The organism is Brevundimonas bullata (genome assembly GCF_014207965.1).
Taxonomy (GTDB): domain Bacteria; phylum Pseudomonadota; class Alphaproteobacteria; order Caulobacterales; family Caulobacteraceae; genus Brevundimonas; species Brevundimonas bullata_A.
The window spans coordinates 417,643-437,469 of sequence record NZ_JACHLM010000002.1; the positions used below are offsets into that span (position 1 = coordinate 417,643).

The window sequence follows — 19,827 nt, forward strand, 5'->3', positions numbered from 1 at the left end:
TGAGTGAGGCGATGGCGCGGCGTGACGTCGAACTGGGCGGCGCGCCCGAGGGGCTGGACGCGCTGGTCGTCGCCGAACGGCTGAAGGCCCAGGGCGGCGTCGGTCTGCTGGTGGCGCGCGATTATCAGCGCGCGGGTAATTTCACCCAGACACTCGGCTTCTTCGCCAAGGACATTGAAGTTCTTGAATATCCCGCCTGGGACTGCCTGCCCTATGACCGGCTGAGCCCGACCGCCTCGGTCGCGGCCCAGCGCATGGCGACCCTGACCCGACTGGCCCAGCGCGATCCGACGGACGCCAAGCCTCTGCTGGTCGTCGCCACCATCGCCGCCGTGACCCAGCGCACGCCGCCGCGACAGGCCGTCACCGGGGCCGGGTTCGAGGCCCGCGTGGGCCGCGATCTGGATACAGCGGCGCTGGAACGCTACGTCTCGGCCAACGGCTATGTGCGCGCCTCGACCGTGTCGGAGCGCGGCGAATACGCCATTCGCGGCGGCGTCATCGACGTCTTCCCCCCGGGCTTCGATGAGCCGGTGCGTCTCGATCTGTTCGGCAGCGAACTGGAATCGATCCGCGCCTTTGATCCCGAGACCCAGCGCTCGACCCGGCAGTTGAAGCAGGTCGCCCTGCTGCCGGTGTCAGAAATTCTGCTGGACGCCGAGTCGATCTCGCGCTTCCGCACCGCCTATCTGAACCTGTTCGGCGCGGCGGGCGACGAGCCCATGTACGCTGCGGTCAGCGAGGGCGCGCGTCGTCAGGGTCTGGAGCACTGGCTGCCGCTCTTCTACGACCGGCTCGACACCCTGTTCGACTTTCTGCCGGATACGGCTCCGGTCTTCCTCGACAGTCAGGTCGAGCAAGCGCGCGCCGAGCGTTGGAGCTTGACGACCGACGCCTATGAGGCGCGCAAGGAAGCGGCCAAGGGCAAGGGCGGGGCGGCCTATCGCGCTCCGGCGCCGCAGAGCCTCTATCTGGACGAAGGCGAGTGGAACAGCGCCCTGGCCGGTCGCGCCGTGCGCCGTCTCTCGCCGCTGGCCGCCGATGCGACGCGGGGCGGCGAGGACGCCGGCGGGCGTCTGGGCCACAGCTTCGCCGCCGAACGCACCCAGGACAGCGTCAATCTGTTCGCCGCCGTGGCTCAGCACGCCGAGCGGCTGAAGGCCGACGGCAAACGCGTCCTGTTCGCCTCGTGGAGCGAAGGCTCGTCCGAGCGTCTGGCGGCCATGCTGTCGGATCACGGCCTGGAGCACGTCCTGCCGGTGCGCGACTGGGCCGATGTTCTGGCCTCGCCCAAGGACATCTATCTGCGCGCGGTTCTGCCGGTCGAGCATGGCTTCGTCACCGATGAGGTGGCGGTCATTTCCGAGACCGACATCCTGGGCGACCGTCTGGCGCGGCCCCGGCGCAAGCGGCGGGCCTCCAACTTCCTGGCCGAGGCCTCGGCCCTGACGGCCGGCGATCTGGTGGTCCACCTGGATCACGGCATCGGGCGCTATGAGGGCCTGAAGACGCTGGAGATCCAGGAGGCGCCGCACGACTGCCTGGAACTGCTCTACGCCGGTGACAGCAAACTCTATTTGCCGGTTGAAAATATTGATCTTCTGACCCGCTACGGCACCGACGCCGACGGAGTTCAACTGGATCGTCTGGGCGGCGCGGGCTGGCAGGGCCGCAAGGCCAAGGCCAAGGAGCGTCTGCGCGCCATGGCCGAGGGCCTGATCGCCCTGGCCGCCAAGCGCGCCATGCGCGTGTCCGACGCCATCGTGCCGCCGTCGGGCCTGTTCGACGAGTTCTGCGCCCGCTTCCCCTATGAGGAGACGGACGACCAGTTGAACGCCATCGGCGACGTGCTGGAGGACCTGGGCAAGGGCACGCCTATGGATCGTCTGATCTGCGGCGACGTCGGCTTCGGCAAGACGGAAGTGGCGCTGCGCGCCGCCTTCGTCGTGGCCATGACGGGGCAACAGGTTGCGGTCGTCTGCCCGACGACCCTGCTGGCGCGTCAGCACTTCAAGACCTTCAGCGAGCGCTTCGCCGGCTGGCCGATCACGGTGCGGCACCTGTCGCGCATGGTCACGGCCAAGGACGCCAACGAGACGCGCGCGGGCCTGAAGGACGGCACGTTCGAGATCGTCGTCGGCACCCACGCCGTGCTGGCCGAACAGGTCGGCTTCCGCGATCTGGGCCTGGTGATCGTCGACGAGGAGCAGCACTTCGGCGTCAAGCACAAGGAGAAGCTGAAGTCGCTGCGGGCTGATGTTCACCTGCTGACCCTGACGGCCACGCCCATTCCGCGTACCTTGCAGATGGCGCTGTCGGGCATCCGCGAGATGTCGATCATCGCCACGCCGCCGGTCGACCGCCTGGCGGTGCGGACCTATGTCACGCCGTGGGACCCGGTGCTGGTGCGCGAGGCCCTGCTGCGCGAGAAATACCGCGGCGGTCAGGCCTTCTATGTCGCGCCGCGCCTGAAGGAACTGCCGGAAATCGAGAAGTTCCTGCGCGAGCAGGTGCCCGAGGTGAAGTTCGTCGTCGGCCACGGCCAGATGACCCCGAGCCAGTTGGAAGACGTGATGAGCGCCTTCTACGACGGCAGCTATGACGTGCTGGTCTCGACCACCATCGTCGAGAGCGGCATCGACATTCCGACGGCCAACACCCTGATCGTCCACCGCGCGGATATGTTCGGTTTGGCGCAACTGCACCAGATCAGAGGCCGTATCGGACGGTCCAAGGCGCGGGCCTTCGCCTATCTGACGACCGATCCCAAGCGGCCGCTGAGCCTGTCGGCCGAGAAGCGTCTGCAGGTGCTGCAGTCGCTGGACAATCTGGGCGCCGGCTTCCAGCTGGCCAGCCACGATCTGGATCAGCGCGGCGGCGGCAACCTTCTGGGCGATGAACAGTCGGGCCATATCCGCGAGGTCGGGGTCGAGCTGTATCAGCAGATGCTGGAAGACGCCGTCGCCGAACTGCGCGAGCAGGGCGAGGAAGTGGCGGATCGGGGCTGGTCGCCATCGATCAACGTCGGGGCTGCGGTCCTGATTCCAGAGGTTTACGTGCCGGACCTTAACGTTCGTCTCAGCCTGTATCGCCGTCTGTCAGACGCCGAACGCAGCGAGGATCGCGAAGCCCTGGCCGCGGAACTGATCGACCGGTTCGGGCCGCTGCCGGACGAGGCGCAACAGCTCCTGCGGATCGTCGGCATCAAGGCCAACTGCCGCACGGCCAGCATCGAACGCATCGACATCGGTCCCAAGGGCGCGGTGCTTACCCTGCGCAACAACAGCTTCCCCAATCCGATGGGACTGGTCGGCCTGATCCAGAAGAATCAGGCCTTCTGGAAGCTGAGGCCCGATCAGAAGATCGTGGTGAAGGGCGAATGGCCCACGCCCGGCGACCGTTTGAAGGTCGCCGAGCGCATCACCGCCGATCTGGCGCGGGTGGCGGGGGCGGCTTAACCAGCAGAAGACGTCATCCCGGCCGAAGAGCCGGGACCGCCAAGGACGCGATCGTTTGGATAGATGGTCTGAACACCGCGTCTCTTGCTGTCCCGGATAGCGGCTGCGCCGCTTCCGGGATGACGCTGTCCTAGCCGCGCCCCTTCATCTGCCGGATCAGGGCGCCGAACAGGTTGACGTAGTCGTCGGTCCAGGGCCGCACTTCGGTCGGGGCCAGCTTGCGCCAACGCCCGTCGGCCTTGAAGTCGGCCAGGCCTTCGGGCGTGCGCGAGATGGCGAGGGCCTCGGTCGAGGCCTCGGCCATTTCCGGGCTGTTGGGCCGTTCCATATAGATCTGATGCAGGTCCGCCGCGCCCAACTGACGGGCGGCGGCGACGGCCGGCATGGTGATCTCGAGGTTGCGGTTCGACAGGTGCAGGACGACCACGCCGTCGGGCTTCAGCAGGTTCAGGTAGCCCTGGATCGCCTCGACCGTCAGCAGATGCGTGGGCACGGCGTCCGACGAGAAGGCGTCGATGACCAGCAGGTCATAGGTGCCGGGCGCCTCCTTCGCCATGGTCAGGCGAGCGTCGCCCAGAACGGTGCGAACGGGTCCGTCGGCGCATCTCGAAATATAGGTGAACCACGAGGGATCGCGCGACACGCGGTCCACCATGGGGTCGATCTCGAAGAAGGTCAGTTCGTCTTCGGCGCGTTTATAGGCCGCCATCGCGCCCGAGCCTTGCCCCACCACGCCGATCTTGGCCGCCGGCGTGCGCTGATGGATCCGCTGTGCGGCCTGACCCAATGGTGTGGCGGGAGCGTAGTACATAGTCGGCATGCAGGCGAAGCCCGGCGCGCGAGCCTGAGCCCCATGAAGCGTGGTGCCGTGCATCAGGACGTGGACAGCGCCCCCCATCCCCGGGTCCTGTGTGACGGCGACGCGCATGACGCCGAAGAAGCTGCGCTCGGTCAGGTTCCAGTCATAGCCCCGCGCGACATGGTGCGCGGACAGGGTCATTATGCCGATGATGATAGTGAACAGGATTGCCCGGTCTCTGACCAGAAAGGCGCAGATCGCCGCTCCGCCCAGAATGAGCTGCACGACCTGCAACCGCGCTTGATCGCTGAGCAGGGCGCGGAAGTCGGGATTATAGCGCATGAACTCAAGGATGATCGGCGGCGCGATGGCGATGGCGATGCCGATGAGCAGGAGGGTGACATCACGGCGCGACAGCGCACCGTCGCCCCAGGGCCGGGCAAGACCGACCAGCACCATGACGAGGGGATACTCCCAGACGCCGTTGAAAATCGTCGGCGCGATCAGGGCGTTGAACGCGCCGCCGACGACGCCGCCCAGCGACAACAGCAGGTAGAACTCGGTCAGCCGGTCAGGCGCCGGTCGTCGCTCAGCCAGCCGTTGATGGCACATCAGGGCGGTCAAGAAGAAGGCCCCCAGGTGCGTCAGTAGCAGAAGCAGCCACTGCCCCGTGTTCAACCCCACGAGGCTGACGACGATGGCGCCGAGGGCGCCCTGGAGAATCAGGGTTGTGGGCAGAGATATCCAGGGTCTGGCCTGGAAGGCGATCACAAAGGTCAGCAGATAGAGGGCAAGAGGCGCGACCCAGAGGAAGGGGGCAGAGGCCACGTCGGTCGACAGGTGGGCGGTGACGCCCAGCATCAGGCTGGACGGCGCGGCGGCCAGCAGGACTAGAACGCCTTTCTCGCGCCACGGGATCGGGGCGCTGACAGCCAGCGGCGCGGGTTCCGGCGCATCCTGAACCCGGCGACGCCAGACCGCCACGGCCAGCCCGACCACCAGCAGGACGAACAGGGCATATCCACCGGTCCAACTCGTCCGCTGGCCAGAGAGAGACATCAGGGGTTCGATCAGGGCGGGGTAGGCGAGCAGGGCCAGGAAGCTGCCGAGGTTGGACGCGGCGTAAAGAACATAGGGATTCTGGCCGTCAGCGTGACCGGCGCGCACACGCGCGTACCAAGCCTGAAGCAGCGGCGCGGTGGCTGATAGCACAGCGAACGGCGCGCCGACCGATAAAGCCAGGGTGGCCAACAGCCAGGCCGTGGGGGCGGCGGGGTTCGGCTCGCCTAGAATGCCGCTGATTTGCAGGGGTAGGAAGAGTGACGCAGCCAACAACAAGCTTAGATGAATCGCGGCTTGCCACTTCAACGACCGGATCCGCTGAAGCAGGTGGGCATAGCCGTAGCCGACCAGCAGCGCCGTTTGGAAGAAAACCATCGAGGTGTTCCAGACGGACGGCGATCCACCCAGCATGGGCAGGACCAGCTTGGTCACCATGGGCTGGACGATAAAAACCAGAGACGCCGACGTGAAAATGGCGACGGCGAACAAGGCGGGTGTTATCGCATCAGCCTTGCGAAGGGCCGTGGTCATGGTGGAATCGGTCATTCGCGATCCGCTGGCATCGGCATGGTCGAAAGACCCGCCCCCTGTTCAGCAGGTTAGACCGACTCGCAGACGGAGCCACAACCATGTTCCCGGATGATATTGAAGCCTCGGCCGCCGCCCTGATCCAGGCCGCGCTGAAAGCGGGCGTCATGATCGCTACAGCGGAAAGCTGCACCGGCGGGCTGGTATCAGGCGCGCTGACGGCGGTGGCGGGCTCGTCGGCCGTGCTGGACCGGGGCTTTGTCACCTACAGTAATAAAGCCAAGGTTGATCTGCTGGGCGTCTCTGACGATCTGCTGGCCCGGTTCGGAGCGGTGTCGGAACCCGTGGCGCGAGCCATGGCGTCAGGCGCGGTTGAGCGGTCGCGGGCGTCAGCCTCGGTCTCTATCACAGGGGTTGCCGGGCCCGGCGGCGGTTCGCCGGAAAAGCCGGTCGGCCTGGTGCATTTCGCCGCCGTCGGCCCCGGCGGGGCGGTCGTTCACATCGAGCGGCGCTTTGGCGACATTGGGCGCGAGGCGGTGCGGCTGGAAAGCGTCCGTGTCGCCCTTGGCCTGCTGCTGGATGCGGTGACGGCGTGAGTGATTCGATCCTTGTCGATGCGCGTGGGCACCGCTGTCCGGTGCCCAGCCTGCGATTGCGAAAGGCCATGGAGGGCCTGGCGCCGGGCATCCGCCTGACTCTGCTGGCCAGCGATCCGATGGCGCGGATCGACGTGCCCTATCTGATGGCAGATCTGGGCGGGATGGTCTGCGCGGTCGAGGAGCAGGACGGGGCCTTGCGAATTACGGTCGAGACTGGCGCCGTTCCGACAGGCTGACCACTGAACCGCCGCTTTGGATTTCCGGCTCTTCCGGTTTCCAGGCGATTTCCAGCTCGGTGGCGAAGGCGCCGCCGTAGAAGATGGCGTTGACGTTCCACGAGAGCCAGATCAGCAGCACCACTACGGCGCCGACTGAGCCATAGGTGGCGCCAAGCTGGGCGATCTGCTCCACGTAGATGGCGCATAGCCACGAAAAGAGCGACGACATGACCGTCGCCGTCAGTCCGCCCAGCAGGGCAGGCGGCCAGGCGACTCGCGTCTTGTGGGACATGGCGTAGCGATAAAGCATCGTCAGTCCCAGCCAGAGCCCCAGCGAGGGCCAAAGCCCGTCCAGCGGAAGCGTCAGCCAGGCGAGGGGACGCGCTTCCTGCGTATGCTCCAGAAGCCGGGAGGTCACGACCGCGCCCGAGACAACGGTGAACAGCACGAAAGCCGCCATCGCAACGAGGAAGGCCAGCATGTTGAATTTGAAGAAGCCATGCGGCTCGTCTTCATCGTGAATGAGGTTAAGACCCGCCAACAAGGCCTTGAAACCCCGGTGCGCGGCGTATCCGCCAATCACCAGGGCCAGGGCGCTCTGTGCCGAGACGGTGCGCGCCGACGTATGGGCCAAGCGGTCGATCTCGTTGATGAAGATGGCGCGGGCGGCATGAGGCAAGACATCGGCCAGGGCCGTCGCCTGTTCGCTGACCTGGCCGATGGACAGGACCGCCTTGTAGAAGCCGATCAGGATGGCGATGGCGGGGAACAGAGCCAGCAGGGCGAAGAAGGACACGCCGCCAGTGTAGAGCATGACGTCACGGCCCCAACTGCGGGCAAAGGCGCGCACCGCCAGGCGACCCAGGAATAGAGGGTGGGCCAACAGGGGGGCGAGCTGATTCAAACGGAGCCTCGGCAGACGTCAAAGCGACCGATTAACCTCATTTGGCCTATGGGGAAACCCATCAAGGGTCCGCGCGATTTTGCAACGCTGTCTCTTGCCGTCCCCATTGCTAGATCGGGGACGTGATCAGTATCATGACCCTGGCCTGGAGCATCGGCGTCGGGGGCGAGCCGTCCAGGCCATGGGAGAGAAGTGTTTGGATTCCGATCCGCGTCTATTGGTCGTCGCCGCTGATGACGCCCTGATCGGTCCCCTGTGCGAGGGGCTGGACCAGTTGGGTTGGCCCACGATGACGGCCCGCACGCTGAACGCCGCAGAGCTGGTGCTGTCGGATCTGTCGGTCGATGCCGCCGTCGTGGACGCGCGAGGGCTGGACGGACAGGATGCTGTCGCTCGACTGCGTGCAGCAGCTGCGCCGCGCTATCTGCCCATCCTCATGGTCGGGAGCAGCCAGGCGGAGGGGCGCGACGTCGATCTGATGATGTCGTCGCCGCCGCATCCGGCCCAGGCCGCGCTCCGGTTAGAACAACTGACGCGGGCCGGCATCGCCGAAGAAGAATTCCGCTTGAGACAGGCGACTTTCGCCGCTCACGGCGTGACGTTGAACGCGCCGGACCTGGGCGAGACCCCGCTGCAGATTTTGACCGCAGGGGCCGCCGATCGACGTTTTCTGGCCATGGCCAACGCCTTGGCGGCGGCTGGAGCGGAAGTGGTTGCCGCGCCCACGCCCTATACGGCCTTCGACTACCTGCATGAGCGCGCCTTCGACGCCGCCGTCCTGTGGGGCGGTCAGGATCAGGCCCCGGCGTTGTCGATCGCTTCGGGCATGAAGCGCAACACGCGGCTCTATCACATTCCCCTGATCCTCTATCTGCGCGGAACGGCAGAGGTTGAACTTGCGGATCTGTTCCGTCGGGGCTTCGCCGACGTCGCCGCAGCCGAGACACCCGAAGATGAAACCGCCGAGCGGGTTCTGGCTCTGGCGCGCAACCATCGCCGCCGTCAGGCCATTCGCCGGGCGCTGGATTCGGTGCGCGGGTCGGACCTGATGGATTCGGCCACGGGCCTGTTTACCCGCGACCTGTTCGCCTCACATCTGGCGCGGGTCGCCGAGGGGGCGCGGTCGCGCAATCGCGCCTTGTCGGTCTGTGTCCTGCGGGTGTCCGAGAGCGAGCCCGTCGTACAGTCACGCGGCGGGGGGTGGCTGGATCGCGCCATGCCGCAGATCGGCGCCATGGTCTCGCGTCTGGTGCGGGTCGAAGACACAGCGGCGCGCTTGGGGCCGGAACTGTTCGCACTGATCTTGCCGGCGACCGGCGCCGTCGCCGCGCGGTTGGCGGCGGAGCGAATCTCGGCGGTCATCGCCTGCACCGCCTTTGACGCCGGCAAGGATCGCTCGCCCTTCGTGGTCGAGTTCGATGTCGGCGTGGCCGAGATGCAGCAGGGCGAAACGCCCGCTGCTGTTCTGGAACGCGCCTCGGCGGACCTGCCGAGGCCTTAGGCGGACAGTTCCACCGAGACCACGGCCTGGGCCGCCAGGCCTTCGCCACGCCCGGTGAAGCCGAGGCCCTCGGTCGTCGTCGCCTTGACGCTTACGGCGTCGAGCGGAAGCTTCAGCAGTTCGGCGAGGCGTTCGCGCATGGCCTGGCGATGCGGCTTCACCTTGGGCTGTTCGCAGATCAGGGTGACATCGACATTGACGATCCGTCCGCCGCGCGCAGCTACGCGCTCAGCGGCGTAGACCAGGAAGCGGTCGGACGAGGCGCCCTTCCACTGCGGATCGCTGGGCGGGAAGTGGTCGCCGATGTCGCCGTCGGCGATGGCGCCGAGGATGGCGTCGGTCAGGGCGTGCAGCCCGGCGTCGGCGTCAGAGTGGCCGATCAGGGTCTGGTCATGCGGGATCTCGACGCCGCACAGCCAGACCGAGGTTCCGGCCCCCCAGCGATGCACGTCATAGCCCTGGCCGAAGCGCATGGTCTTGGGAGACGTTGCAGTGACAGAAAGGGCCTCGGCCATGGCGAAATCCTCAGGATAGGTCAGTTTCATCAAACGAGCGTCGCCGTCGACCAGGCGCACCCGGCCGCCCGCGCGTTCGACCACGGCGGCCTCGTCGGTGGGGGCGTCGGCGTCGGTCCAGGCGGCGTAGGCGTCGCGAATGGTCTTCAGTCGAAAGGCTTGCGGGGTCTGGGCGCGCCACAGGTCGTCGCGCTCGACCCCGCCGACCACCAGACCTTCAACGCCGCGACGCAGGCTGTCAGCCACGGGCAGGGCGGGCAGGGCGCCGTCGGCGTCGTGCAGCGCCTCGAGCAGACGGTTGATTACGGCGGCGCTCAAGAAGGGACGCGCTGCATCGTGGATCAGGACCGGCGTGTCATCAGCGCCGTCGAGTGCGGCGAGCCCGGCGCAAACCGATGCGGCGCGCGTGTCTCCGCCCGCGACCGAGCGCCAGCCAGAAAGGCCGGCGAGGGCCTCAGCCACGCGCGGCTCGGCGCTTGGCGCCACCACAACGACGACCGATTCGGCGCCCGCCGCCAAAAGGCTTTCCACCGACCAGCGGACCATTGGCCGCCCGCCAACGGCCCGCCACTGCTTGTCTCCACCGGCCCGCGAACCGGAACCGGCGGCCACTACGATTGCTGAGAATGCCATGTCGGCCTTCTAAGCGCCCCAGTTCCGCTTGACGAGAGGCTCAACAGTCGGCGGTAAGGGCGGCATGAACGCAGGATTGCAAATCGGAGACGTGCGGATCGCCGGGCGGGTGCTGATGGCCCCGATGACCGGGATCACGGATCTGCCCTTCCGGCTGCTCGCCTCGAAGCTGGGCGCCGCCTATGTCGCGACCGAAATGGTGGCCTCGGCGGAGTTGGCGCGGGGGCGGCCGGACGTGGTGCGCCGGGCCGCGGTCGGCGGCGGTCTGCCGCTGACGGTGATCCAGTTGGTCGGGCGGGATCCCGAGATCATGGCGGAGGGCGCGCGCATGGCTGAGGCGGCGGGCGCGGACATCATCGACCTGAATTTCGGCTGCCCGGCCAAGGAAGTGACTGGGTCCGCCTGCGGTTCGGCCCTGATGCGGACGCCCGATCTGGCGTGTCGTCTGATGGAGGCTGCGGTGAAGGCGGTCAGCCGCCCGGTGACCGTCAAGATGCGGCTAGGCTGGGACGATGACTGCCGCAACGCCGCCGAACTGGCGCGCCGGGCTGAGGACCTGGGCGTCAAGGCGGTCACGGTCCACGGCCGCACCCGCAAGCAGTTCTACACCGGCCAGGCCGACTGGGGCGCTGTGGGCGAGGTCAAGGCGGCGGTGTCCTCCATCCCGGTCATCGTCAACGGCGACATCATCACGGCCGAACAGGCGCGCGAAGCCCTGACGCAGTCGGGCGCCGACGCCCTGATGCTGGGCCGCGGCGTCTATGGCCGTCCCTGGCTGTCGGCGCATCTGGAGCGGGCGTTGGTCGACGGAACGCAGCTGCAGGAACCTGGGCGCGAAGAACGTCTGGACATTGTCATCGAGCACATGCGGGCCTCGGCCGCCTTCTATGGCCTGCCGCTGGGACTGAAGATGTTCCGTAAGCATCTGGGCTGGTACGTCGAGCAGGCGCCGTGGCCCGAGGATCCGGTGGAACGGCGCGCCGCCAAGGCCCGTCTGTGTCGGCTGGAGACGGTGGAAGAGGTCGAGCGGGCGCTTTCCGCGCTTTGGCGACCTGCGGTGGATCAATTCAGCAACTCTAGTGTTGAAAACCTGCCACAGCTGGTCAAAGCTGCGGGGTAATGACGGACCACCCCGCCGCGCAGACTGAAGGTCACGGCCCCGAGCGATCGCTCTGGGGGCGGCTTTCTGGCAGTCGTGTTCGGGCCTTGTTCGGCACGGCTTACGCCATTGCGTTCCTGATTACGGCGGCGGCCATCTGGTTGGTGGCTATTGCGCCGGGCGCCACAGCGGGCGGAGACGCGCGTACAGCGGCCAGTCAGGTGGTCCTCTTCATTCTTCTGGCCAATCTGGTGCTGATCGGCGGTTTGGCGGCGGTTATCGGCGGGCGTGTCCTGCGCCTGATGCGCAACCGCAACGACCCCGGCGCGCGGTTGCATCTACGGTTCGTCACCCTGTTCTCTTTGGTGGCGGTCGTTCCGGCGGTTCTGATCGCCCTGGTGTTCGGGGTTCTGGTCAACCGGGGCGTGGATCAGTGGTTCAGCACCAATGTGCGATCCGCAGTCGAAAACGGCGCCGAGATCGGTCGGGCCTATGTCGCTGACGTCGGCGCGGGACTGGAGGTCGATCTGGAGACCATGTCGACCGAACTGGGCGGCGTGCGCAGCCTGTTCGACAACCGCATCCAGTTTTCGCGCGCCCTGGCACAGATCGGCGACTTCTTCGGATATCCCGCGCTCTACATACTGAACAGCGACGGCGAGGTTCTGGCCAGTGGCGAGCAGCCCGGCGCGCCGCCCTATGTCGCGCCGCCGCGTGAAGCGTTCGAGACGGTGGCGGCGGGCGAGGTCGCGCCGACGACCGTGACCGAAAATCCAGACATGGTGCGAGCGCTCTATCCTCTGCCGGACTATGGTCACGCCTACCTCTACGTCGTTCGACCGCTTGCGCCGGGTCTGATCCAGCGGATGCGCAATGGCGAAGAGTCTATCGCCGCTTATCGCGCCGCCGAAGAAAGCCGGGCGCGGATTCAGGCCGCCTTCGCCCTCAGCTATCTGGAAACCGCCCTGCTGGTTCTGGTCGGCGCGGTCTGGTTGGCCATGTCGGCGGCCAGCTCGATTTCGGCGCCGATCGGGCGGCTGGTGAAGGCGGCGGACCAGGTAGCAGGCGGCGACCTGAACGCCCGGGTCGACAATACCGGCGCGCCATCCGAGCTGGTCGTCCTGTCCGAAGCCTTCAATCGGATGACCGGCGACATCATGACCCAGCAAGCGGCCCTGAAAGCCGCCAGCGACGACGCTCAGGGACGCAGCCGCTTCATCGAAACCGTGCTGTCGGGCGTCAGCGCCGGGGTGATCGGCCTGGATCGCATGGGTCGGATCTCGGCCATCAACGACAGCGCCAGCCAACTCTTGGCCATGACCGACAGCGAGGTTCAGGGGCGGCTTCTGGCCGAGGTCGCGCCGGAACTGGCTGAACTGTCCGAGCGGGCCGAGGCCCATATCGAGGAAGACATCGATGTCAGCCGCGACGGCGAGACGCGGCGTTTGCGCGTCCGCATCGAGGGCGGGCAGGGCGGCGAGATGGTGCTGACCTTCGACGACATCACCCGCCTGGTGACGGCCCAGCGCAACGCCGCATGGCGCGACGTGGCGCGCCGCATCGCTCATGAAATCAAGAACCCGCTGACGCCGATCCAGTTGTCGGCCGAGCGTCTGCGTCGCAAATACCGCTCCCAGATCGGCGACGACGTCGAGGTGTTCGATCGCTGCACCGAGACCATTGTCCGTCAGGTCGGCGACATCGGCCGCATGGTGGACGAGTTCTCGTCCTTCGCCCGGATGCCGGCTCCGCGGTTCACCCGTGAGAACCCGGCCGAGATGCTGCGCGAAGCGGTCTTCGCCCAGCGTGTGGCGGCAGCGGACATCGGCGTCGAACTGATCGAACCCCTGCCGGACGTGGTCCTGCAGTGCGACGGACGCATGGTTGGGCAGGCTCTGGCCAATATCCTGAAGAACGCCGGCGAAGCCGTGTCCGCCAAACGGGTGCGCGAGCCTGTCCCGGCGGGCGCGACCGGCATCATCGCCCGGCTGACGGTCGAGGGCGGGATCGCCACCTTCGTCATCGAGGACGATGGCGTCGGCCTTCCGGCCAAGGATCGCGACCGGCTGACCGAACCCTATGTCACCACGCGCGAGAAGGGCACGGGCCTCGGCCTGGCCATCGTCAAGCGTATCTGTGAAGACCACGGCGGCGAGCTGAAGCTGGCCGACGCGGAAACCCTGTCAGGCGCGCGCGTGTGCCTGACCTTCCCCCTGACCCAAGACAGCAAGGCTGCTCACCGTGCCCCCGGCGCGGCGCGAGCGGCGGAGTAGAGAGGCGTCATGCGCATTACCGGTGCCGACATTCTGGTCGTGGACGACGAGGCGGACATCCGCGAACTGGTCTCGGGCCTGCTCGAGGACGAGGGCCACTCGGTCCGTACGGCCGCCAACTCGGACGAGGCCCTGGCCGCGATCCGGGCGCGCAAGCCGTCGCTGGCGGTGCTCGATATCTGGATGCAGGGCGGAGGGCTGGACGGGCTGGAACTGCTGGACGTGGTCAAGGAACTGGACCAGGACCTGCCGGTCGTCATGATTTCGGGGCACGGCAACATCGAAACCGCCGTCAGCGCCTTGAAGCGCGGCGCCTATGACTTCATCGAAAAGCCGTTCAAGTCAGACCGGCTGGTGGTGGTGGTCGAGCGTGCGCTGGAAGCCGCTTCGTTGAAGCGCGAGAACCGCCGTCTGCGCGCCCAGACCATGGCCCCGACAGGCCTGATCGGGAAGTCAGCGGCGGCGCAGTTGCTCCGCGGCACCATCGCCAAGGTCGCGCCCGCCAACAGCCGCGTGCTGATCTCGGGTCCGCCCGGCTCGGGCAAGGAACTAGTGGCGCGTCAGATCCACGACGCCAGCCCGCGCGCCAAGTCCGAGTTCGTCGCTATCTCGGCCGCCGGCATGACCCCGGAACGCCTGGACGTCGAATTGTTCGGCGAAGAGGGCGGCGACGGCCGTCCGCGCAAGATCGGCGTGTTCGAGCGCGCCCACAACGGCACCCTCTATCTGGACGATGTCGGCGACATGCCGCGCGAGAGCCAGAGCCGCATCCTGCGCGTCCTGGTCGAGCAGCGTTTCCGCCGGGTCGGGGGCGAACAGGATGTTCAGGTCGATGTCCGCGTTGTCACCTCGACCGCTCGCGACCTGAAGGTCGAGATCGCAGAAGGACGGTTCCGCGAGGACCTGTTCCATCGACTGAACGTCGTGCCGATCCGCGTGCCGCCTCTGTCCGAGCGCCGGGAGGATATCGCCGAACTGATCGAGTATTTCGTCGACAACCTATCGGCGTCTCAAGGCTTGCCGCATCGTCGGATCGCCGACGACGCCTTGGCCGTGCTTCAGGTTCATCCTTGGCCAGGGAATGTCCGTCAGCTGCGCAACAACGTCGAGCGCCTGCTGATCCTGGCGACGGGCGATGCGGACGAGGCCATCACCGCCGACATGCTGCCACAGGAAGTGGCCTCGTCCGGCGGGGCGTCCTCGCTGGGCGCGGATCGCATAATCGCCCTGCCGTTGCGCGAGGCGCGTGAAGTGTTCGAGCGGGACTATCTGGCGGCGCAAATCATGCGTTTCGGCGGAAATATCTCGCGCACTGCCGCCTTCATCGGCATGGAAAGATCCGCACTGCACCGCAAACTGAAGTCGCTGGGCGTTTCGCCCGCCCGCGGCGGCGAAGACGAAGAAGGAGAGGGCGCCTGATGTCCAGGATCGCCTACGTCAACGGGACCTATCAGCCGCACAGCGGCGCCACGGTTCATATCGAGGATCGCGGCTTCCAGTTCGCCGACGGCGTCTATGAAGTCTGGTCGGTGTTCGACGGCAAGCTGGCGGATTTCGAGGGCCACATGACGCGGCTGGCCCGCAGCCTGACCGAGCTTCGCATCCCGATTCCGATGACCGCCCAGGCCCTGGAGCGCGTGCTCAAGGAAACCATCCGCCGCAACCGGGTGCGCAACGGCATCGTCTATCTGCAGGTCACGCGCGGGACCTCGCCGCGCGACCACGCCTTCCCGCAGGACACGCCGCCCAGCGTCATCGTCACCTCCAAGACCATCGACCTGGCCAAGGGCGAGGCCTTGGCCGCCAAGGGCGCAGCGGGCGTGACCATGCCCGACATTCGCTGGGGGCGTTGCGATATCAAGACCGTGGGTCTGCTGCCCAACGTTCTGGCCAAGCAGGCGGCGCGCGAGAAGGGCGCCTACGAGTGCCTGATGGTCGATGAGATGGGGCTGGTGACCGAAGGTTCGTCCACCAACGCCTGGATCGTCGATGAGGATGGTAAGCTGCGCACGCGCGACACCCAGGCCAATATCCTGCGTGGCATCACCCGCACGGCTATCCTGAAACTGGCCGAGGCCGAGGGCATCGAACTGGACGAGCGTCCGTTCAGTGTGGACGAAGCCAAGCGCGCCAGGGAGGTCTTCGTCACCGCAGCCAGTTCGTTCGTCATGCCCATCGTGTCGTTGGACGGCGCGAAGATCGCGGACGGTAAGCCCGGTCCGGTCGCGACGCGTTTGCGCGAGGTCTATCTTGAACAGGCGCGCCGAGAGGCCATTTAGGGCGTTGCCGCGACGGCGACGGCGCGTCTAAGGTTCAGGTGTGGACCGACGAGTCCGCACCGGCTGATCCAGCCGGCGAAAAAGAACCAAGAACAGGACCAACCTGCCATGTCGCAAGACAAACGCCAGAACCTTCAGGACACCTTCCTCAACAGCGTCCGCAAGACTAAGACCCCGCTGACCATTTTCCTGGTCAATGGCGTCAAGCTGCAGGGCATTGTGACCTGGTTCGACAACTTCTGTGTGCTGCTGCGTCGCGATGGCCAGTCGCAGCTCGTCTATAAGCACGCCATCTCGACCATCATGCCGTCCGCGCCCGTGCAGTTGTACGAGCCGGATGCCGAAGAAGACTGATTGACCTCCAAACACATCGACCACACCGTTCCGCTGATCCGGGCGGTTGTCATCCACCCCGACCGCCGCTCGGACAGCCCAAGGCTGGCGAGCGAGCGCCTTGAGGAAGCCGCGGGCCTGGCCCGCGCGCTTGACCTCGACGTGCGCGCCGAAGAGATCGTGCGTCTGCGCTCCACCACGCCTGCGACGCTGTTCGGCTCGGGCAAGGTCGAGGAACTGGCCGCCCTGATCCGCGCCGCGGACGCCGAGGCTGTCGTCATCGACGACGACCTGTCGCCGGTGCAGCAGCGCAATCTGGAAAAGGCGTGGGAGGTGAAGGTCATCGACCGCACCGGCCTGATCCTTGAAATCTTCGGCCGCCGTGCGCGGACCAAGGAAGGCCGGCTGCAGGTCGAACTGGCCCGGCTGGATTACGAACGGTCGCGTCTGGTCCGCACCTGGACCCACCTGGAGCGCCAGCGCGGCGGCACCGGCTCGACCGGCGGTCCCGGCGAAACCCAGATCGAACTGGACCGACGCCTGATCGCCGACCGCATCGTGCGCCTGAAGGCCGAATTGGAAGAGGTGCGCCGCACGCGCGGTCTGCACCGCAAGGCCCGCAAGAAGGTCCCGTTCCCGTCGGTGGCGCTGGTCGGTTACACCAACGCTGGCAAGTCGACGCTGTTCAATCGGCTGACGGGGTCCGAGGTCTTCGCCAAGGACCTGCTGTTCGCCACCCTGGACACGACCCAGCGCACGATTCGATTGCCGCAGGGGCGCCCGGCCATCATCGCCGACACCGTGGGCTTCATCTCCGATCTGCCGCACGAACTGGTCGAGAGCTTCCGCGCCACGCTGGAAGAGGTGGGCGAGGCCGACCTGATCCTGCACGTCCGCGACATCGCCTCGACCGACAGCGACGCCCAGGCCAAGGACGTCGAGGCGGTGCTGGAGCAGATCCCGACGCCAGAGGGCAAGACACGCCGCGTTCTGGAAGTCTGGAACAAGATCGATCTGCTGGACGCTGACGTGCGCGAAGCGGTTACGGGCCAGGCCGAGCGTCTGGCGCGCGAGGGCAAGGCGGTCGCCGTCTCGGCCTGGACAGGCGAAGGCATAGAACCCCTGCGCGAGACCATCGCCGCCCTGATCGACGATGATCCCGAGACGCGCCTGACGCTGCAACCGGACCAGGGCGAAGCCCTGGCCTGGCTGTACGAGAACGGTCGTGTCACCTTCCGCGATACCGACGCCGACGGCCTGACGCATATGGTGGTGCGACTGCATCCCTCGGCTCTGGGACGCCTGGAGCGCCTCTACCCGGACATCATCGACTAGTCCCATGCACCTGATCGAGACCATCCTCTTCCTGCTTCTGGCCGTGGTGGTCTCGGGCTGGGTGGCGCGGATGACGCGGATCGCCCTGCCTCTGGTGCAGATCGGTCTTGGCGCGGGCGTGGTGCTGATCACCGGGCAATCGGTCGATCTGAAGCCCGATATCTTTTTCCTGCTGTTCCTGCCGCCCCTGCTGTTCGTGGACGGCTGGCGCATTCCCAACGAGGCCTTGTTCCGCGACCGGGTGGTGATTCTGGAGCTGGCGCTGGGGCTGGTGATCTTCACTGTCCTGGGGCTGGGCTTCCTGATCCACTGGATGATTCCCTCCATGCCGCTGGCGGTGGCCTTCGCCTTGGCGGCCATCCTGTCGCCGACCGATCCCATCGCAGTGTCGGCCGTTGCGGCCCGGGCGCCGATCCCCAAGCGCCTGATGCATATCCTCGAGGGCGAATCGCTGCTCAACGATGCGACTGGCCTGACCTGCATGCGCATCGCCGTGGTCGCGGCCACGACCGGGGCGTTTTCCCTGACCAATGCGGTCGGGACCTTCGCCTGGCTGGCCGTCTCAGGGATCGCGGTTGGGGTTGTCGTGACCCTGGCCATCGGCCTGCTCAAGGGCTGGATCAGCCGCCGCTGGGGCGAGGACGTCGGCGGTCAGATCCTGATCAGCCTCCTGATCCCTTTCGCGGCCTATCTGGCCGCCGAAGCGGTGCATGGATCGGGCATTCTGGCGGCCGTCGCCGCGGGTGTGACCATGAGCTTCACCGAGCGCAGCGGCATGGCCCAGGCGGCCACCCGCATCCGCCGGGCCGTGGTCTGGGACACGGTGCAGTTCGTCGCCAACGGCCTGATCTTCGTCATCCTGGGCGAACAGATGCCGTCGATCATGGCGCGCGCCGCCGAGGTCATCCAGACGACCCAGCACAAAGAGGTCTGGTGGCTGGCGGTCTATGTCTTCGCCATCGTCGCCGCGCTGGCGGCGCTGCGCTTCGTCTGGGTGTGGACCTCACTGAAACTGACCCTTTATCGCAAGCGGGGGCCGAACGCGCCGGCCAAGGTCGGGCTGAGGTTGGTGGCCGTCATGTCGCTGGCCGGGGTGCGCGGGGCCATCACCCTCGCCGGCATCCTGACCCTGCCTTTCGTCCTGAGCGACGGCACGCCCATGCCCGCTCGCAACCTGGCCATCTTCCTGGCGGCGGGGGTGATCATTGTTTCGCTGGTGCTGGCGACTATCGCCCTGCCGCGTTTGCTCAAGAACGTCGAGCTGCCGCCCGAGCCGTCGCACCTCGAGGAAGAAGACCGTTCGCGCGTGGCGGCGGCTACGGCGGCTCTGCGCGCCATCGAGGACCGTCAACACGCCATGGCCGAGGGCAAGTCGGACCCCGACCTCTACGCCGAGACCGCTACACGGCTGATGGAGGTCTATCGCCGCCGCATCGAGAGCCGCAGCCACAGCGAGGGCGATGATCTGGTCCGCACCCAGCGCGGCGACGAGATCGAGCGCCAGCTGCGCCTGGCGGGCCTTGCCGCCGAGCGCGACGAACTGGTCCGTCTGGGCCGGCAACGTCTGGTGGACGAAGAAACCGCGCGCCGGCTGATCCGCGAGATCGACCTTCAGGAACTGCGCTACGTGTGAGCGCTCGATCAGGCGTCCAGGATGGCGCTGATCTTCGCATAGTCGTCGACGACATGGTGGGCCCCGGCGTCTCGCAGACGCTCGCCGTCCCCGTTGCGCATATGACCGCCTGCGCAGAGCCCGACCACGGTCATCCCGGCGGCGACGCCCGCGGTCACGCCGCTGAGGCTGTCCTCGATCACCAGGGCTCTGGCGGGATCGACGCGCATCTCGGCGGCGGCGTGCAGGAACAGGTCCGGGTGAGGCTTGCCGCGCGTGACGTGGACGGTCGCGCTGAAGACCAAGGCGTCGAATGTCGATGCAAGGCCGAAGCGGCTCAGCCCCATCTTGATCCAGTCCAGCGGGCTTGAAGAGGCGATGCACCGGCGCTCGTTTCGCGACCTCATGAACTCAAGCGCTCCCGTGACCGGGGCGAGCTCCAGCGGCGCGCGGGCGTGACAGCGCCGTGTCCACTCGGCGTGCAGCCCCTCGGGGCAGGGGCCGAACCGCGCCTCGATCAGGGCGAGGCAATCCAGCCACCGCTTGCCCACATAGGTCGCCAGGGCCTCGTCCAGCGTGGTCGGCATCCCGACTTCCGTCAGCAGGTTCGCAAGGATGGCGTTGTTCAGCAGCTCGCTGTCGGCGACGACGCCGTCATAGTCGAAGATGATGAGGTCGA

15 protein-coding genes are annotated in these 19,827 nt (G+C 66.9%); 11 read left to right on the forward strand and 4 right to left on the reverse strand.

Translation table 11 applies throughout. The annotated features are described in order from the left end of the window. Positions 1-11: 11 nt before the first annotated feature. The gene (gene mfd, locus HNP51_RS06620) at positions 12-3,458 is read left to right on the forward strand and encodes a transcription-repair coupling factor (RefSeq protein ID WP_260398363.1); all 3,447 of its coding nucleotides are present in this window, start codon (positions 12-14) and stop codon (positions 3,456-3,458) included. 130 nt (positions 3,459-3,588) lie between these two features. Here the strand turns inward: mfd and HNP51_RS06625 are convergent, their stop codons facing one another. Next, a complete protein-coding gene (locus HNP51_RS06625) occupies positions 3,589-5,865 on the reverse strand; it encodes a spermidine synthase (RefSeq protein ID WP_184268349.1) in 2,277 nt (758 codons plus the stop codon). Positions 5,866-5,948: 83 nt separating this feature from the next. Between HNP51_RS06625 and HNP51_RS06630 the strand changes: the two genes are divergently transcribed. Together HNP51_RS06630 and HNP51_RS06635 are read left to right on the forward strand one after the other, a co-directional pair. Beyond that, on the forward strand, positions 5,949-6,443 hold the full coding sequence (locus tag HNP51_RS06630) for a CinA family protein (RefSeq protein WP_184268351.1): 495 nt from the start codon (positions 5,949-5,951) through the stop codon (positions 6,441-6,443). Further along, on the forward strand, positions 6,440-6,682 hold the full coding sequence (locus HNP51_RS06635) for a sulfurtransferase TusA family protein (RefSeq protein ID WP_184268353.1): 243 nt from the start codon (positions 6,440-6,442) through the stop codon (positions 6,680-6,682). Before HNP51_RS06630 ends, HNP51_RS06635 begins: the two co-directional genes overlap by 4 nt. On the opposite strand, the gene HNP51_RS06640 is transcribed toward HNP51_RS06635, so the two are convergent. Beyond that, entirely contained in the window at positions 6,648-7,568 is a 921-nt protein-coding gene (locus HNP51_RS06640) for a YihY/virulence factor BrkB family protein (RefSeq protein WP_260398364.1), read from the reverse strand. The two genes, HNP51_RS06635 and HNP51_RS06640, sit on opposite strands and share 35 nt — an antisense overlap. A gap of 196 nt (positions 7,569-7,764) precedes the next feature. On the opposite strand from HNP51_RS06640, the gene HNP51_RS06645 reads away from it, so the two are divergent. Beyond that, a complete protein-coding gene (locus HNP51_RS06645) occupies positions 7,765-9,069 on the forward strand; it encodes a diguanylate cyclase domain-containing protein (protein ID WP_184268355.1) in 1,305 nt (434 codons plus the stop codon). Here the strand turns inward: HNP51_RS06645 and HNP51_RS06650 are convergent. Then, complete coding sequence (locus HNP51_RS06650) at positions 9,066-10,217, reverse strand: bifunctional 2-C-methyl-D-erythritol 4-phosphate cytidylyltransferase/2-C-methyl-D-erythritol 2,4-cyclodiphosphate synthase (RefSeq protein WP_184268357.1); 1,152 nt, start codon at positions 10,215-10,217, stop codon at positions 9,066-9,068. The genes HNP51_RS06645 and HNP51_RS06650 overlap by 4 nt on opposite strands. A gap of 64 nt (positions 10,218-10,281) precedes the next feature. Between HNP51_RS06650 and dusB the strand changes: the two genes are divergently transcribed. From dusB to HNP51_RS06685, 7 genes are all read left to right on the forward strand, one after another. Continuing rightward, entirely contained in the window at positions 10,282-11,337 is a 1,056-nt protein-coding gene (gene dusB, locus HNP51_RS06655; RefSeq protein ID WP_184268359.1) for a tRNA dihydrouridine synthase DusB, read from the forward strand. Continuing rightward, entirely contained in the window at positions 11,337-13,589 is a 2,253-nt protein-coding gene (locus HNP51_RS06660) for a PAS domain-containing sensor histidine kinase (RefSeq protein WP_184268361.1), read from the forward strand. The genes dusB and HNP51_RS06660 overlap by 1 nt, the downstream gene beginning before the upstream one ends. Positions 13,590-13,598: 9 nt before the next feature. Continuing rightward, positions 13,599-15,008, forward strand: coding sequence for a sigma-54 dependent transcriptional regulator (locus tag HNP51_RS06665; RefSeq protein WP_184268363.1), 1,410 nt, complete (start codon positions 13,599-13,601; stop codon positions 15,006-15,008). Continuing rightward, a complete protein-coding gene (locus HNP51_RS06670) occupies positions 15,008-15,868 on the forward strand; it encodes a D-amino-acid transaminase (RefSeq protein ID WP_184268365.1) in 861 nt (286 codons plus the stop codon). The genes HNP51_RS06665 and HNP51_RS06670 overlap by 1 nt, the downstream gene beginning before the upstream one ends. 108 nt (positions 15,869-15,976) lie before the next feature. Next, positions 15,977-16,222, forward strand: coding sequence for an RNA chaperone Hfq (hfq, locus tag HNP51_RS06675; RefSeq protein WP_003164861.1), 246 nt, complete (start codon positions 15,977-15,979; stop codon positions 16,220-16,222). Further along, positions 16,223-17,536 carry a GTPase HflX gene (gene hflX / locus HNP51_RS06680; protein ID WP_184268367.1) on the forward strand — a complete coding sequence of 438 codons (1,314 nt, stop codon included), beginning with the start codon at positions 16,223-16,225 and terminating at the stop codon, positions 17,534-17,536. It begins immediately after the preceding gene. A gap of 4 nt (positions 17,537-17,540) precedes the next feature. Continuing rightward, positions 17,541-19,169: a Na+/H+ antiporter gene (locus HNP51_RS06685; protein WP_184268369.1), complete on the forward strand. Its 1,629-nt coding sequence runs from the start codon at positions 17,541-17,543 to the stop codon at positions 19,167-19,169. 8 nt (positions 19,170-19,177) lie between these two features. Here the strand turns inward: HNP51_RS06685 and HNP51_RS06690 are convergent, their stop codons facing one another. Further along, the gene (locus tag HNP51_RS06690) at positions 19,178-19,819 is read right to left on the reverse strand and encodes an HAD family phosphatase (RefSeq protein ID WP_311769919.1); all 642 of its coding nucleotides are present in this window, start codon (positions 19,817-19,819) and stop codon (positions 19,178-19,180) included. Between the last annotated feature and the right edge of the window lie 8 nt (positions 19,820-19,827).